The following is a 16,636-nucleotide window of genomic DNA, read 5'->3' as shown; positions in this document are numbered from 1 at the left end:
CTCGCATTTGGGTGTGTTGGGTGGCGCCGTGGCCCGCGTCTCACGATCGAAACCATTGCGGAGCCGCCGTTGACATCGGCGTAACAAGTTTGGCATCGAACGTTCCTACTGTGGGGCGGTCCACTGTCCGGCACGAGGAAATAGTGGGCCCCCCTCAGCGATAGGAACTCAATTGAGTGGAAATGCGGTTCGCCTTCAGGCGATCAACAACGTCGAGGCGTATGTCCCCCCGGCGGTCAGCTTCGTGGCTGGCGAAGAGCCCGGCGAGGTCTTCGGCTCGAACGTCTTCACCAAGGCCGAGATGCAGGCTCGTCTACCCAAGTCGGTGTACAAGTCCATCGTCGCGACCATCGAGAAGGGCACCAAGCTCGACCCCGCGGTGGCGGACACGGTCGCCGTGGCGATGAAGGACTGGGCGCTGGAAAAGGGTGCCACCCACTACGCGCACGTCTTCTACCCGATGACCGGGCTCACCGCCGAGAAGCATGACAGCTTCCTGGAGCCCATCTCCGACGGCCAGACGCTGGCCGAGTTCGCCGGCAAGACCCTCATCCAGGGTGAGCCGGACGCGTCGAGCTTCCCGTCGGGCGGCCTGCGCAGCACGTTCGAGGCGCGCGGCTACACGGGCTGGGACGTCACCAGCCCGGCCTACATCCTGGAGAACCCGAACGGCAACACGCTGTGCATCCCGACGGTGTTCGTCTCGATGACCGGCGAGGCCTTGGACTACAAGACGCCGCTGCTGCGCAGTCAGCAGGCGATGGGCAAACACGCCGAGCGTGTCCTGAAGCTGTTCGGCCACAAGGACCTCAACCACGTCGTCTCCTTCTGCGGACCGGAGCAGGAGTACTTCCTGGTCGACCGCCACTTCTTCCTGGCGCGCCCGGACCTGGTCAACGCCGGGCGCACCCTGTTCGGTGCCAAGCCACCCAAGGGCCAGGAGTTCGACGACCACTACTTCGGCGCGGTGCCCGAGCGGGTGTTGGGCTTCATGATGGACACCGAGCGGGAGCTGTTCAAGCTCGGCATCCCGGCCAAGACCCGGCACAATGAGGTGGCCCCCGGCCAGTTCGAGATCGCGCCGATGTTCGAGCGGGCCAACATCGCCTCCGACCACCAGCAGCTGCTGATGACGATCTTCAAGACGATCGCCAAGAAGCACGGCATGGAGTGCCTGTTCCACGAGAAGCCGTTCGCCGGCGTCAACGGGTCGGGCAAGCACGTCAACTTCTCGATGGGCAACTCCGAGCTGGGCTCGCTGCTGGTCCCGGGCGACACCCCGCACGAGAACGCACAGTTCCTGGTGTTCTGCGCCGCGGTGATCCGTGCCGTGCACAAGTTCTCCGGGCTGCTGCGGGTGTCGGTGGCGTCGGCCACCAATGACCACCGTCTCGGCGCCAACGAGGCGCCGCCCGCGATCATCTCGATCTTCCTCGGCGAACAGCTTGCCGACGTGTTCGAGCAGATCGCCAAGGGCGCGGCGACGTCGTCAAAGGGCAAGGGCACCATGATCATTGGTGTCGACACGCTCCCGCCGCTGCCGACCGACCCGGGCGACCGCAACCGGACCAGTCCGTTCGCGTTCACCGGCAACCGGTTTGAGTTCCGTGCGCCGGGCTCCGGGCAGACGGTCGCCGTGCCGCTGATCATCCTCAACACGATCATGGCGGACTCGCTCGACTACATGGCGACGGTGCTGGAGAAGGCCGTCGCCGACGGCGAGGACTTCGACCATGCCGTTCAGCGGCTGCTCACCGATATCATCACCGAGCACGGTGCGGTCGTGTACAACGGCGACGGGTATTCGGAGAAATGGCAGATCGAGGCGGCCCAGCGCGGTCTGCCTAATCTCAAGACGTCGCTGGACGCCATTCCGGAGCTGATCAAGCCGGAGTCGGTTGAACTCTTCGAGAAGTACGGGGTGTTCAACGAGCGTGAGCTGCACAGCCGCTATGAGGTCCGGCTGGAGCAGTACGCCCTGACCATCGCGGTCGAGGCGAAACTGGCGCTGGAAATCGGTACGACCGTGATCCTGCCGGCCGCCATCCGGTACCAGACCGAGCTGGCCCAGAACGTCGCGACGCTGAAGAAGGCCGGCGTCGAAGCGAGTACGGTTGCGCTGGAAGCGGTTTCGACCCCGATCGCCGAGCTGCAAGAGGGCCTTGCGGCGCTGAAGTCGGCGCTGTCCGACCACTCGGCGGAGACGGCGCTGGCCGAGGCCACGCACGCCCAGAAAGAGCTGCTGCCCGCGATGGCGGCGGTGCGCGCGGCCGCCGACACGCTGGAAAGCGTTGTCGCCGACGACCTGTGGCCACTTCCCACCTACCAGGAGATGCTTTACATCCTGTGAGAGACATCGTCGGGTGTGGGGGCCGGCCGCGCCAGCGGCGGTGATCCGCGGCCCCCACGCCCGACGATCCGCGTGCGGCGCGCGCGCAAGAATTTCGCAAGAAACTCGCCAACTTCTGCCAAGTGCTGTGCCGCAACCTTTCCGCTGACGGGCCTCGCCCCGTAACAGACCGGAAAGGGACGCAAAAGTGCCGCAAAGCCGCGAAGACAAGACTTACGATTCGGCCATGTCGCTGGAAGCTGGCCAGGTATTCGCCGGATACACGATCCTGCGCCTGCTGGGTTCGGGCGGCATGGGCCAGGTGTATCTGGCGGCGCACCCGCGCCTGCCGCGCGAGGACGCGCTCAAGGTACTGCCGCCCGACTTGACCGCCGACGCGGAGTTCCGGGCCCGATTCGTGCGCGAGGCCGACCTGGCGGCGGGGTTGTCCCATCCGCACATCGTGAGGGTCCACGACCGCGGGGAAGAGGACGGCCACTTCTGGATCTCGATGGCCTACGTGCAAGGCACCGACGCGGGCCGGCTGCTGCGCCAAAACCGTCCCGGCGGAATGCCGCTCGACGAGGTCGCGCCGATCATCACCGCCGTCGCCGAAGCGCTGGATTACGCGCACCATCGGGGCCTACTGCACCGCGACGTCAAGCCGGCCAACATCCTGCTGGCCGAGCCCGACGGGCAGGCGCGGCGGGTGTTCCTGGCCGACTTCGGCATCGCCCGCCGCATCGACGACGCGACCGGGCTGACCGCGACCAACATGACGGTCGGCACCGCCGCCTATGCGGCGCCCGAACAGCTCAAGGGCGAGTCGATCGACGGACGGGCCGACCAATACGCCTTGGCCTGCACCGCATTTCACCTGCTGACCGGCGCCCAACCGTATGTCGACACCAATCCCGCCGTGGTGATCAGCCAGCACGTCAACGCCCCGCCGCCGTCGATCGGTGCGCAGCGACCGGAGTTGGCCCAGCTCGATCCGGTGTTCGCCACCGCGATGGCCAAAGACCCGTACGGCCGGTTCGCCAGCTGCGGGGAGTTCGCGGCCCACCTCGCCCGCCTGCCGACCCCGAGCTTCGCGTACGCCGGTGAGATTCCGGCCCGCCCGGACAATGAAATCACCCAGCCTTCCTTCGGCGTCGCCGCGCCCACCGTCCCGCTGCAGCCGAAACCGGCCGGCTGGAAACGGTTGAGCCGGCGCCCCGCGGTACTGATCCCCGCCCTGGCGGGCGTCGCGCTGCTGATCGCCGGTGGTGTCTTCGCCTCCGAGAAGCTCACCCAGTCCAGCAAGCCGGCGAACACCGCGGCGCCCACGGCCAGCCCGGGGCCCAAGCCTCCGCCGCCCAACACGGGCCCCTTCACCGGCGTCTACCGGGCCGACTTCGCCCGGATCACCAGCATCGAAGGCATGCCGCCCCCGGGCGCCGCGCCGTCGACCGAAACCTGGGCCGTCAGCTCGGCGTGCCGCCCGACCGGTTGCGTGGCGACCGCGACGCGCCTCACCGGCGAAACCATGCAGGTGCCGACGATCGTGTTCGACCAGGTCGGCGGAACCTGGCAGGCGGTGACCGCCGGCTCGAGCACGTGCGCCAACGCCGAAGGCGAGGTCTGGGAAACCTTCACGCTGCAGCCGCGTCCCGACGGCACACTCGCGGGGGAGGCCACCGAGATCATGGGCAAGGGCTGCGCCAACAAACGGGGCGTGACGTTCACCCGCACCGGAGACGTCGACCTCGGCAGCGTGGCCGACCCGAATGCGCTGCCGCCGCGGGTGGTGTCGCCGGCCGAGGCGCTGCGCGGCCACTACCACGAATCGGATGTCACACCAACCGGTTTCAAAGGGCAGCAGGACTACGTTGTCCGCACGGACTGCCTTCGCGGCGGCGACCGGTGCATGAGCTTTTTCCACGCGCCCCCGGCTTCGGCCATGGCGTTGGTATTCGGCGGCGGGGAGTGGATCTACGACCGCGAGTTCGACGGCCGCTGCTCCAAGGGCGGCACGGCGCACGTCCGGATCGTCGTGCATTTCCCGTTGCCCCAACCCGCACCGGACCCGATCGCGTTGATCACCGGACACGGTCACGAGGACGTGACGAATTCCGGGGGAACCAACTGCGGCAGCACCGACGTCGACGCAAAGTTCGCGCGCACCGGCGATTAGCGGCGCCCGCCCACCAACTGGGGTCGATAGTCCCTACCCCCGCGGGGTATAGGTGTGCGATCCTTCGAGGCATGACTGACACACCTGAATCAACGGTCGAACCGACCACCGTGAGTGAGCAACCCCGCTACGACAACCGATTCGGTGGGCCCAGCCGGCTGGGCCAAGCCGCGGCATGGGTCGTCATCGTCGCCGGTGTGGTGTTCATCGTCGGATCGATCTTCTTCTGGGGATTGTTCTTGGGCTGGTCCTCGGGCGTCCATTCTGGTTGGCACCGGGGCTATTACGGCGGCCGTGAGGGCAGCTGCCCGATGATGGGCTCCGGCGGAATGGGCGGAATGATGGGCCCCGGCGGCATGATGGGTCCGGGCGGCATGATGGGTCCCTCACAAACGCCCGCTCCGGCGCCTTTCACGCCGCACCCCTAACGGTGACTAGCCGAGCAGCTTGGTGAGCCAGGTCGGGTCCTGATAGTTCACCGACTTGGTGCCGTCCCACACGAACGGTGTGCCGGTGGCGTTGAGTCCGGTCAGCGTCGCGTCCCCGGCCGCGGCCTTGGCCTTGCCGGTGCCGATGTCGTCGCCGCCCTTGATGCAGTCGATCACGCTGGCGTCGACGCCGACGGTCTTGGCCAGCTGGGCTAGTTCGCCGTCGGTGCGGTCCTCGGGGGCGTCCTCCGCGGGCTGAAAATTGCTGGCGAAAAGGCCAGAGTAGAAGTTCATGTACAGCTTCGGATCATTTTGCGCTGCAACACAATACGTCGCGGCCACCGCGCGAGACGAGTAGTTCTTGCTGTGCGACTTGTCGTCGAGGAAGTTGAGCAGGTGGTAGCGTACCGCCAGCTTCTTGTTGTTCACCGCGCTGTCGATGTCACCGGCGTTCGACCGGATGAAGCTGCCGCACGGCGGGCAGATCGGCTCGTTGAAAATGTCGATCGTCGTCGGTGCCACCGCGCTGCCGACGGAGACACCGTCATCGAGGACCTTGAGCTCCACCGCGTCCGGCGGAGGTGGGGCCGACGTCGGCGTCGAGGACCGGGCCGACGGGGACGACGACTCCCACGGATGGGCGGCGACGATCACCAGGCCGACCACGACGGCCACCACGACCGCCACGACGGCGCCGATCCACAGCCAGGGCTTGCGATTGCTCTGCGGCGGCTGCCCCCACAGCGGCGCGCCGACGCTGCCCATGTCGCCGGTGCCCCACGTGGGAGTCCCGGGCCACCCCGTCGGCTGCGGCACCGGCGACCCGGGAGCCGATCCGGTGGGCCACCGGGGAGCCTGGGGCGGTGCCTGGTTCGCCATCGCGGGCGGGGGCATGGCGGCAAAACCGCTGGGCTGCTGGCCGGCGAACGCGGCCGGCAGCTTCGCCACCTGGCTGCGCTCCAAAATGTCGGTGGCCCGGTTCTGATCGGGCGTGGCCAGCGCGGCATACGCGGCCGCGGACAGGTCACCGCACGTGGCGTAGCGCGCGGCGGGATCCTTGGCCATGCCGCGGGCGATCACGCCGTCGAAGGCCACCGGGATGCTCGGGCGCGCGGCGCTGGGGCGCGGGATCGCCTGGTTGAGGTGCGCCCCCATCACCCCTATCGTGTCGCCCGTGTACGGCGGGGATCCGGTCAGGCACTCGTACAGGACGCAGGCCAGCGCGTAGATGTCGGCCCGATAGGTCACTTCGCCATCGCTGAACCGCTCCGGGGCCATGTATTTGACCGTGCCCACGGTGGTGCCGAACGTCGTCAGTTTCTCGTCGGACGTGGCGCTGGCGATCCCGAAATCGACGAGGTACGCGAAATCATCTGCGCTGACGAGGATGTTCTCCGGTTTCACGTCGCGATGCATCACCCCGGCGGCGTGCGCGGCGTCGAGCGCCGAGCCGATCTGCCGCACGATCGCCACCGCCCGCGGCGGGGACAGCGGCCCGAAACGGCTCAGCGTGGCGGCCAGGTTGTTGCCGTCGATCAGGCGCATGTCCACATAGAGCTGCCCGTCGATCTCGCCGAAGTCGTGGATCGGCACGACGTGCGGTTCCTGCAGCCGCCCCGCGGTGCGGGCCTCGCGCTGCATGCGCGAGCGGAACACCGGATCGCTGGACAGCGTCTGCGACATCAGCTTCAGGGCCACGATGCGTTCGCGCACCGTGTCCTCGGCCTCGTAGACGTCGCCCATGCCGCCGCGGCCGACCAGCCGCCGCAACCGATACGGCCCGAACTGCGAGCCCTCCCGCGAATCCGCGGTCGTGTCACCCATCGCCGACTCCTCACCCGCCGCCACGCGCCGCAAACCCACACCGAAGCGCGGCGTGCCAGGCATAAGGCTAATGGTTTGGGCAACCGCGGGGCACGCCGAATTGCCAGAAAGCCAGCTAATTCCCGGTCGGCTGGCTACGAAATCCGGGGTCGGCGAGGGTTACCGGCATTCCTCGTCGCCGGTCTTTTCGCTTAGCCCCTCCCGCGACAGCGCGCGGACGAAGCCGTAGGCCTGCATCCCCGCCGGGCCGGGATTCCTGACGATCCAGTCGTTGATCTTGCCCAGCGCCAAGGCCAAATCGTCACGCCTGACCCGGATCAGGTAGGTCTTGCGTTCGTCCTGCGGGTCGTCGATGGACTCGGCGACGGCGACGGGGTTGCGGAACGCGTAGGCGATCCCGTGCACGGAATCGTTGTTCAATGCCCACTGAAGCTCGCTGGGCCGCAGCCGGTTCACCGCCAGATTGCGGTACTCGTCCTCGCCGTTTGAATCGCTCACGTCGCCGGTGATCCTCCTCTGTGCGCCCGCGAGCGGATGTCGGACGACGGTGGACTGAAGATTGTGTCGCGCAGGCAATTCGATGAAATTTTCCCCAAGCTCTCATCATAGGAACCCCCGTGCGTCGGTGCATGCCGAGCGAGCATCCAGCAACCGAGAAGCCACTGACATCGACCGGCCGCGGCGACGTAGAGTGACCGGCGAGGCAAATCAGGTTTTCTGCGATGGCTGCGAGGACCCATGACCGAAGAACGCATCGAGACCCGTCGCACCATCCCGGCCCCGGCCGCCGATGTCTTCGCGGTGCTGTGTGACCCGCAGGGCCACGTCTCCATCGATTCGTCGGGCATGCTCCAAGGCGCCGAGGGCGGACCGGTAACCGGCGTCGGCGACAGCTTCGTGGTCCACATGGACCGCGAGGCCCTCAACGACTACCCGCAACTGGGCAAATACGACGTCACCGTCAGCATCAAGGAATTCGAGCAGGATCGGCTAATTTCGTGGACGATCCTCGGCCAGATCCGCCCGCAGATCGGCCACGTCTACGGATATCTGCTCGAACCGGCCGACGACGGCGCGTCCACCGTGGTCACGTCCTTCTACGACTGGTCGAACATCGACCCGAAGTGGCGCGACGCCGGGATCTTCCCGGTGCTCTCCGAGGGCGCGCTGCGGGCAACCCTGGGCATTCTCGATCGCACGGTCCGCCGAGGCTATCCCCGAGCCTGACCGCCGCTCAGCGGCGATACTTCAGGAACACGTAATCGTCATAAGCCAGGGCGTGCTCGAGGCGCATCCCGACGGGCACCGACAGCCGTGACGGCCGCCGGCCGCCGACGGGCTGGCTGCCGGCCAGCTTGGGCGCCACCGTCACGCAGATTTCGGCGACGGCATCGGCGTCCACCAGCTCATCCAGCAGGGTCGGCCCGCCCTCGCACAGGATGCGCTCCATGCCCTGGGCGCGCAGCAGGGCGACGGCGCGCGTCACGTCGACCGAATCCTCCCCGGCCACCAGCGTCTGGCGGCGAGGGTCCTGCCGCGCGGCCGAGCGCGCGCAGGTCACCACGATCGGCGGCTGCGCGGGCTCGCTGAACAACCTGGCCGGCAGCTCGCCCGTGCGGGTGATCACGGCGATCGGCGGCGGCGCGTCCCGTCGTGCGTCGGGAAGCCGCACGGGCCCGTAGTTCTCGGCGCGCGCCGTGCCCGCGCCGACCAACACCACGTCCGCGAAGCCCCGCAGGATTCTCAGCAGCTGCTGATCGGTGGGACAGGACAGCGGACCGGCACGGCCAGTGAACGCGGCGGCGCCGTCGGCGCTGAAGATCATGTTGGCCCGCACGCCCGCCGGGGGATCGGCGTAGAACGACGCGAGTTCGGCGATGCCGCCGACCGCGCCCACCCGGGGAGTCACATCAGGCCTCGTGACCCGGTTCCAGGTGGCGAACGTCGCCGAAGGACACCCACTGCTCGAGCTCGTGCGGCGGGCGGCCGTCCACCGGCTCGAGCAGGTGCCCGACGTGGTCACCGAGCGGGAAGCGATCCAGGATCTTGCCGGCGAACCAGGCGGCCGCGTCGTCGAGGATGGGCAGCTGCACCGGGCCGCGATGCCACGAGCAGCGGTCGAACTTGTCGATCTCGTCGCCGGTCTGGCTGCCGAACAGCTCCGCGACACCGAGGTGTTCGCGGTCGAACACGTGCACCGCCAGGTGGCTGGCGCGGGCGGCGACCCGGAACGTGTGGTTCTTCGTCGACAAACCGACCAGGAACCGCGGTGGATGGATGCTGGCCTGGCTGGCGAAGCCGACCAGACAGCCGGCCGGCACGCCGTCGGCCTGGGTGGTGACGACGAACATCGGGTAGTTCAGCAGCGACACCAATTCTTCGAATGCATCTGTTCCGGGCTCGGCCACCCGCTCAGTCTTCCCGCTCGGGCCGCCGCGGAATCGCGTACGCCGCGACACCGAGGCCCAGCACCGCGGCGCCGGCCAGCACCGAGGACAGCGGCAGCGCGCACGCCAGCACCAGGCACCCGACCAGCCCGACCACCGGGATCGCCCGACGCGGCCGGCCCTCGTCGGGCCGGAGGGTGAACGCCGAGGCGTTGGCGACCGCGTAGTAGATGAGCACCGCGAACGAGGAAAAACCAATCGCCCCCCGCAGGTCCGCGGTCGCCGCCAACACCGCCACGACGACGCCGATCAGCAGCTCGGCGCGGTGGGGCACGCCGAACCTCGGGTGCACGGCGGCGAGCGCGTGGGGGAGGTGATGGTCGCGCGCCATCGCCAGGGTGGTGCGCGAAACCCCCAGGATCAGTGCCAGCAGCGAGCCCAGCGCCGCGACCGTGGCACCCACTTGCACGACGGGCGCCAGCCAGGCCATCCCCGCCACCCGCACCGCCTCGGACAGCGGCGCGGACGCCTCGGCCAGGCGTCGCGGCCCCAACGCGGCGAGCGCCGCGACGGCCACCAGCGCGTAGACGGCCAGGGCGATCGCCAGCGCCAGCGGGATGGCCCGCGGGATGGTGCGCGCCGGATCGCGCACCTCCTCGCCCAGCGTCGCGATGCGCGCATAGCCGGCGAAGGCGAAAAACAACAGGCCCGCGGCCTGGATCACGCCGCCGACGGTGACACCCGCCAGGCGCAGGTGCTCGGCGACGACGCCGCCGGAGGCGAAGACGGCGACGACCACCGCGGCCAGCACCGCGAGGACCACCGCGACGATGATCCGGGTCAGCCACGCCGACTTCTGCACCCCGACGTAGTTCACCGCCGTCAGCGCGACCACCGCGGCGACGGCCACCGCGTGCGCCTGCGACGGCCACGCGTAGGAGCCGACGGTCAGGGCCATCGCCGCGCACGAGGCGGTCTTGCCGACGACAAAGCCCCACCCCGCCAGGTAGCCCCAGAAATCGCCGAGCCGCTCGCGGCCGTACAGGTACGTGCCGCCGGAGGCGGGGTAGAGGGCGGCCAGCCGCGCGGAGGAGGTGGCGTTGCAGTAGGCCACCACCGCCGCCACCGCCAGGCCCAGCAGCAGCCCGGAACCGGCGGCGCGCGCCGCGGGGCCGAGCGCGGCGAAGATACCGGCGCCGATCATCGAGCCCAGCCCGATCACCACGGCGTCGAACACGCCCAGGCTGCGGCGGAGCTCAGTCACGCGCCCCAACCTATCAAACTGATTTGATGTATTGTCCGAAGGGTGGCGGCAACCAAGCGCGCGGAAGTTCCACCGCTGATGCAGATGGCGTCGCACCCGGTGCGGTGGGCGCTGCTGGCCGAGCTCGCCGCCGGCGACCATCGGGTGCGCGAGTTGGCCGCCGCCGTCGACGAACCGCAAAACCTGGTGTCGTACCACCTGCGGCTGTTGCGCTCGGCGGGGCTCATCGACGCGCGGCGCAGTAATTTCGACGCCCGCGACACCTACTACCACCTGGACCTGGCGCGCTGCGCAGCCGAATTCGCCCACGCGGCAAGCGCATTGCACCCCGCGCTCGCGCCGGCTCCCGCGACTCACCCGGCCGCCTCGGTGCTGTTCCTGTGTACCGGCAACAGCGCGCGGTCCCCGATGGCCGAGGCGTTACTGCGGAAGAAGGGCGGCGGCCGCGTCCGTGTCGCGAGCGCGGGCAGCCATCCCAAAGCCCAGCTGCACCCGAACGCGGTGCGGATCATGCGCGACCTGTACGGCATCGACCTGGGTGGCGGCCGCCCACAGCCGTTGGCCGCGGTCGCCCGGCGGCGCTTCGATTGCGTGATCACGCTGTGCGACAAGGTCCGCGAATACGCCCGCGACCATGGGGTGGTCACCGCGATGCATTGGAGCCTGCCGGACCCCTCCGCCGCCGGCAGGGCGAGTTATCCCGAATTCCGGCGCGTGGCAGGCGAACTGAACGATCGCATCGAGTTTCTGTTGCCCGTTCTCGCCCAGTCCCGGGGGCGTTGATGAACTCGTTCGACCGGCGCGCGTTCCTCGGTGGGCTGGCGTTGGTCACCGCGGGCGCGGCCTGCTCACGAACGGCGCCGCCCGGACCGCCCAACGGCAAGCCCGATTACACGCTGCGGATCGGCACCGGAACCGTGGAGCTGGCGCCCGGCCACATCGCGTCGACCCTGACCTACAACGGCCAATTCCCGGGACCGTTGCTGCGGTTCAAGGAGGGGCAACGGACGTGGGTGGACATCTTCAACGACACCGATACCCCCGAGCAGCTGCACTGGCACGGACAGCAGGTCGGCGTCGACGTCGACGGGGCGGCCGAGGAGGGCACCCCCTACATCCCGGCGCACGGCATGCGGCGCATTTCGTTCGTGCCCGGCCCGGCGGGTTTCCGCTTCTATCACAGCCACGTCGTGCCGCGCGCCGACTTGTCCCGCGGCCAGTACAGCGGCCTGGTCGGCCCGGTCTACATCGAACCGAAACAGAACCCGGGCGCCTACGACCAAGAGATCTTCTTGACGCTCAAGGAGTTCGAGCCCAGCTTCACCCGCGGGGGCGACATGGCCAGCGATTTCCTGGCCGGCGAACCGGACGCCGATCTCAAGGAGAAGGGCGAGTCGGCGATGAAGGCGTCGCTCGACCGGGGCGACCCGCATGGCTACGAGGTGAGCTACGGGGCGTTCGCGATCAACGGGCGCATGCTCGGCCATGGCGATCCGATCCGCGTGCGGGCCGGGCAGCGGGTGCTGTTGCACGTCCTCAACGGCAGCGCCACCGAAAGCCGCAGCCTGGCCTTGCCCGGGCACACCTTCAACGTCGTTGCGCTGGACGGTAACCCGGTGCCCACTCCGGCGCCGGTGCCGGTGCTGTGGCTCGGTGCGGCCGAACGCATTTCGGCGTTCGTCAACATGGTGAATCCCGGCGTGTGGGTGCTCGGGGACCTCTCCGACGACGACCGCGGCCACGGAATGGGCGTGGTGGTGGAATACGCCGGGCGCGGCGGTGAGCCGCAGTGGGCGACGCCCCCGCCGTTCACGTGGGACTACCGGCTGTTCGCGACGCCCAACCCCGCGCCGGTGCCCCCGCCGGAACGCACCATCGAAATGCTGATCGAAAAGCGCAACGCCGCCGACAACGGCTTCAACGTCTGGATGTTCAACGGCGCCGCTTTTTCGATGGACACCAATCAGCCCGTGCTGGATCTGCAGCGCGACAAGCGCTACCGGCTTCGCTTCCGCAACGCGACCGACGACCTGCACCCGATGCACCTGCACCGCCACACCTTCGAAATCACCCGCATCGCCGGGACACCGACCGCGGGCGTGCGCAAGGACGTCGCGATGCTGGGCGGGTACCAGAGCATGGAGATCGACTTCGTGACCGATCAGCCCGGCTTGTCGTTGCTGCACTGCCACCAGCAGATCCACATGGACTACGGGCTCATGCTGCTGCTCAACAGCCGCTGATCCGCGACCGGGGCATCTACGATTCGGCCATGGCGCTCGAGATCGGTCAGGTGTTCGCGGGATACACCATCCTGCGGCTGTTGGGCTCGGGCGGGATGGGGCAGGTGTATCTGGCCTCGCACCCCCGGCTGCCGCGCCAGGACGCGCTGAAGGTGCTGCCCACCGAAGTCACCGCCGACCCGCAATACCGGGAGCGATTCGAGCGGGAGGCGGAGCTGGCCGCCGGGCTGTCCCATCCGCACATCGTGGCGATCCACGACCGCGGCGAATACGAGGGCCAGTTCTGGATCTCGATGGAATACGTGGCCGGCGCCGACGTGGCCCGGCTGCTGCGGGAGCAATTCGCAGGCGGCATGCCCGTCGAGGACGCAATGGCGATCGTCGACGCGGTCGCCTCGGCGCTCGATTACGCGCATCACCGAGGTCTGCTGCACCGCGACGTCAAGCCGGCCAACATCCTGGTGACCGAGTCGGACGGACAGCCGCGGCGAATCTTCTTGGCCGACTTCGGCATCGCCCGCCGCGTCGACGACGCGGCGGGGCTGACCTCGACCAAGATGGCGGTCGGCACGGTGGCCTACGCGGCGCCCGAGCAGTTGATGGCGGGGTCGGTCGACGGCCGCGCCGATCAATACGCCCTGGCGTGCACCGCATTTCACCTGCTGGCCGGTGCGCCCCCGTTCGGCGGCCCCAACATCGCGGTGGTCATCGGTCAACACGTCAGCGCCCCACCGCCGTCGATCGGCGCCCACCGGCCCGAGCTGACCGGCCTGGATCCGGTATTCGCCACCGCGCTGGCCAAGGATCCCGCCGGCCGGTTCAACAGCTGCGGGGAGTTCGCCCAGGAATTGGGGCGGCACCTCGACACGGCCGGCGCGGATCCCTCGTCGGGCCCGACTTTGCTTGCGCCGCAGTGGAAGAAACCCTCCGCCTGGAGGAGGGTGGGCCGTCGCCCCGGTGTCCTCGCCGCGGCCGTGGCCGGGGTCGTGGCGCTGGTCGCCGCCGGCGTCGTCGCGACGCTGAACGTCGTCGGTCCGCACCACCCGGCGCCGCCCGCGAGCCCCTTCACGGGCACCTATCGGGCCGATTTCGGGCTGAACATGGCTCTCGACGACGTGCCGGAGCCGGGGACCCCACCGGCGCTGACGAGCACGTACGGCCTGCGCTCTGTGTGCCGCCCCGCCGGCTGCGTGATGACCGCGTCCCGCCTCGGTGGGGAAACCGTGGCGCAACCGACGATGGTGTTCGATCAGATCGGCGCCGCCTGGGTCGCGGTAGCCGTCGCACCGGACACATGCCGCGAGGCGACCGCGGAATTCTGGCAGGTCTTCGTGCTGCGACCCCGTCCCGACGGCGGCCTCGACGGCGAATACACGGCGACCGCCGCCAACGCGTGCGCCAACAAGCGCACCGTGTCCTTTGCCCGGACCGGCGACGTCGACGTGAAAACCCTTCCCGATCCGGGCGCCCAGCCCCCGCGGGTGGCGTCGCCGGCCCAGGGCCTGCGTGGCCGTTACCGCGTGACCCGAATCTTTGCGAACGGTCTGCCGCAACAGCAGCTGAACACCGCGGTCACCACCTACTGCCTGCGCACCGCCGATCGGTGCATGAGTTACTTCCACGAAGCATCGGCCGACCAACCGCTGGTGTTCGGGGACGGACGTTGGACCTGGAACGTCGACGCCGACGTCACCTGCCCGCACTCGGGGGGCACCGCGCGCATGAAGTCCAGCGGACAGTACCCGCTGCCGCAACCGCCCGGGGACCCCATCGCCAAGCTCACCGGCCGCGCTCACCAGGAACAGAGCGCCCCGTGCGAGCTCAACACGGACTTCGACGAAACCTTCACCCGCACCGGCGATTAGGGGGAGGGCGGCGCGCCGCGGTTTGCCCGCAAGGCGCGGCTTCGCATTCGGCGCGAATTTAGGTGCCGCTGCGGCTTGAGCATTTACGATTTGCCCATGTCGCTCGAGACGGGTCAGGTGTTTGCCGGGTACACGATCGTGCGGGTGCTGGGCGCGGGCGGGATGGGCCAGGTGTACCTGGCGGCGCATCCCCGCCTGCCGCGCGAGGACGCGGTGAAGGTGCTGCCCGCGGACCTGACCGCCGATCCCGAGTTTCGGGGCCGCTTCATGCGCGAGGCGGAGTTGGCGGCCGGGTTGTCGCACCCCCACATCGTGACGATCCACGACCGCGGCGAAGAGGACGGCCAGTTCTGGATCTCGATGGATTACGTGGCCGGCACCGATGCGGGGCGGCTGCTGCGCGAAAGCCACCCGGGCGGGATGCCGCTCGAGGACGTGGTGGCGATCATCACCGCGGTCGGTTCGGCGCTGGATTACGCGCACGGCCGCGGGTTGCTGCACCGGGATGTCAAGCCGGCGAACGTCTTGCTGACCGACCCCGATGGTCAGACGCGCCGGGTCTATCTTGCCGATTTCGGGCTGGCGCGGCACATCGATGACGCGACCGGGCTGACCGCGACGAACATGACGGTCGGCACCGTCGCCTACGTCGCGCCCGAGCAGTTGAAGGGGGAGCGGGTCGACGGGCGCGCCGATCAATATGCGTTGGCCTGCACCGCGTTTCACCTGTTGACCGGGTCGGCGCCGTACGTCGATTCCAACCCGGCGGTGGTGATCAGCCAACACATCAACGCCGCCCCGCCCTCGATCGGTGCCCGCCGCCCCGAGCTCGCCGCGCTGGATCCGGTGTTCGCCACCGCGATGGCCAAGGATCCAGCCGGAAGGTATGGCAGCTGCCGCGAATTCGCCGACCAGCTGGCTCGGCAGCTTGACCCGGGCTTCACCCAGCCGGGCGACATCCCATTCCCGGACACCCAGCCCCGGATCGACGCGACGATGCCCGCGATCCGACGTCGGCGGCGCCCCCGGGCGCTCATCGGCGCTTTCGTGGGGATCGCGCTGCTCGTCGTCGCGGGCGGCGTCTTCGCCGCCGTGAAGCTGGTGCGGCACCCCGAGTCGGGCCATACCGCGACCAATCCCCCCACCGCGCCGGGAAATACCACCGTCGCGGCGCCGAACACCGGCCCCTTCACCGGTCTCTACCACGTGCGCTTCGGCCAGGGCACCACGCTGGACGGCGTCCCGGGTCAGGGCGCGGCTCCGGAAACGGACACGTACGCGGTCCGCTCGGCGTGCGGGCCGAACGGCTGCCGGGCCACCGCGCAGCGCGTCGGCGGCGAGCTGAGGCTCGCATCGAGCGCGGTTTTCGACCAGTTGGACGGGCGCTGGGTGGCCGTGACCCTCAGCTCGGACAAGTGCCGAGGCGCTCCGGCCGAAGTTTGGCAGGTGCTGACGGTGCAGCCGCAGCCGGACGGCACCCTCGCCGGCGAGTACCGCGGGGCTTCCGCCAACGCCTGCAACGAAAAGCGCACGGTGACCTTCACCCGGTCCGGAGACGTCGACATCAACAAGCTCCCGGACCCGAACACCCTGCCGCCCCGGGTGGCGTCGCCGGCCGAAGCGCTGCACGGCAGCTACCATCTCGTCCGAAAGTTCAAGGCCAGGATCGCGCCGCAGCAGTCGGACCAGGCGGTCGTCACCGACTGCCTGCGCACCGGGGACCGGTGCATGAGCTATTTCCACTCGAAAACGATTGACACACCGCTGGTGTTCGAAGGCGGCACCTGGACGCTGCACATCGAGCATGACGACAACGATCCCGGTTGCGGCGGAGCGGTCTACGCGAGAGTCACCGGGCAGTACGCGCTGCCGCAACCACCCCAGGATCCCATCACGCAGCTCATCGGCCACGATCATCTGGACGAGTCGTCCGGCCGGTCCGACTGCCAGTGGAGCGTGGACTTCGACGAAACATACACGCGCACAGGCGATTAGACGTGCCTTATCGCCATGTCCGGCCTTGAAGAGGCGCCTGAACACCGCCGGTCTTACAGTTAGGCATGTCGCATCCGTGGGACCCGGTTCGCTTGGTCGTGAACGTCGCGACGCACACCATGGCG

Annotated in this window: 13 protein-coding genes; 8 read left to right on the top strand and 5 right to left on the bottom strand. The window is 69.0% G+C overall.

All coding sequences use genetic code 11. The annotated features are described in order from the left end of the window. Positions 1–172 precede the first annotated feature (172 nt). The 3 genes from A9X00_RS22650 (at position 173) to A9X00_RS22640 (ending at position 4,933) form a co-directional block, all read left to right on the top strand. Entirely contained in the window at positions 173–2,350 is a 2,178-nt protein-coding gene (locus A9X00_RS22650; RefSeq protein ID WP_067158606.1) for a glutamine synthetase III, read from the top strand. A 226-nt stretch (positions 2,351–2,576) separates the two neighbouring features. Then, on the top strand, positions 2,577–4,505 hold the full coding sequence (locus A9X00_RS22645) for a serine/threonine-protein kinase (protein ID WP_156772242.1): 1,929 nt from the start codon (positions 2,577–2,579) through the stop codon (positions 4,503–4,505). Between the two features lie 71 nt (positions 4,506–4,576). Next, positions 4,577–4,933 (top strand): hypothetical protein, encoded by a 357-nt coding sequence (locus tag A9X00_RS22640; RefSeq protein ID WP_067158602.1) that lies wholly within the window; start codon positions 4,577–4,579, stop codon positions 4,931–4,933. 6 nt (positions 4,934–4,939) lie between these two features. On the opposite strand, the gene A9X00_RS22635 is transcribed toward A9X00_RS22640, so the two are convergent. Both A9X00_RS22635 and A9X00_RS22630 read right to left on the bottom strand, forming a co-directional pair. Beyond that, positions 4,940–6,757 (bottom strand): serine/threonine protein kinase PknE, encoded by a 1,818-nt coding sequence (locus A9X00_RS22635; protein ID WP_067158667.1) that lies wholly within the window; start codon positions 6,755–6,757, stop codon positions 4,940–4,942. Positions 6,758–6,916: 159 nt separating this feature from the next. Continuing rightward, positions 6,917–7,213: a hypothetical protein gene (locus tag A9X00_RS22630; RefSeq protein ID WP_369830783.1), complete on the bottom strand. Its 297-nt coding sequence runs from the start codon at positions 7,211–7,213 to the stop codon at positions 6,917–6,919. Positions 7,214–7,495: 282 nt separating this feature from the next. On the opposite strand from A9X00_RS22630, the gene A9X00_RS22625 reads away from it, so the two are divergent. After that, positions 7,496–7,984, top strand: coding sequence for an SRPBCC family protein (locus A9X00_RS22625; protein WP_067158598.1), 489 nt, complete (start codon positions 7,496–7,498; stop codon positions 7,982–7,984). A gap of 7 nt (positions 7,985–7,991) precedes the next feature. Here A9X00_RS22625 and A9X00_RS22620 read toward each other — a convergent pair whose 3' ends face one another. The 3 genes from A9X00_RS22620 to A9X00_RS22610 are packed head-to-tail and all read right to left on the bottom strand — an operon-like array spanning position 7,992 to position 10,408. Continuing rightward, entirely contained in the window at positions 7,992–8,666 is a 675-nt protein-coding gene (locus A9X00_RS22620; RefSeq protein WP_067158596.1) for a pyrimidine reductase family protein, read from the bottom strand. 1 nt (position 8,667) lies between these two features. Beyond that, on the bottom strand, positions 8,668–9,165 hold the full coding sequence (locus A9X00_RS22615) for a flavin reductase family protein (RefSeq protein ID WP_067158595.1): 498 nt from the start codon (positions 9,163–9,165) through the stop codon (positions 8,668–8,670). 4 nt (positions 9,166–9,169) lie between these two features. Next, positions 9,170–10,408, bottom strand: a complete 1,239-nt coding sequence (locus tag A9X00_RS22610; RefSeq protein ID WP_255363101.1) for an APC family permease — start codon at positions 10,406–10,408, stop codon at positions 9,170–9,172. Between the two features lie 42 nt (positions 10,409–10,450). Here A9X00_RS22610 and A9X00_RS22605 point away from each other — a divergent pair, with 42 nt between their 5' ends. The 4 genes from A9X00_RS22605 to A9X00_RS32560 all read left to right on the top strand — a co-directional run bounded on the left by A9X00_RS22605 (position 10,451) and on the right by A9X00_RS32560 (position 16,511). Beyond that, on the top strand, positions 10,451–11,191 hold the full coding sequence (locus A9X00_RS22605) for a helix-turn-helix domain-containing protein (protein ID WP_156772241.1): 741 nt from the start codon (positions 10,451–10,453) through the stop codon (positions 11,189–11,191). Further along, entirely contained in the window at positions 11,191–12,651 is a 1,461-nt protein-coding gene (locus A9X00_RS22600; protein WP_156772240.1) for a multicopper oxidase family protein, read from the top strand. Before A9X00_RS22605 ends, A9X00_RS22600 begins: the two co-directional genes overlap by 1 nt. Positions 12,652–12,680: 29 nt before the next feature. Continuing rightward, on the top strand, positions 12,681–14,516 hold the full coding sequence (locus tag A9X00_RS32565) for a serine/threonine-protein kinase (protein ID WP_067158589.1): 1,836 nt from the start codon (positions 12,681–12,683) through the stop codon (positions 14,514–14,516). Between the two features lie 96 nt (positions 14,517–14,612). Further along, positions 14,613–16,511, top strand: a complete 1,899-nt coding sequence (locus A9X00_RS32560; protein ID WP_067158587.1) for a serine/threonine-protein kinase — start codon at positions 14,613–14,615, stop codon at positions 16,509–16,511. Positions 16,512–16,636 lie beyond the last annotated feature (125 nt).

Source organism: Mycobacterium sp. 1245805.9, assembly GCF_001672915.1.
Lineage (GTDB): Bacteria > Actinomycetota > Actinomycetes > Mycobacteriales > Mycobacteriaceae > Mycobacterium.
Note: the sequence above shows the minus strand (reverse complement) of the source record. Positions and strands in the feature narration are given on the sequence as shown.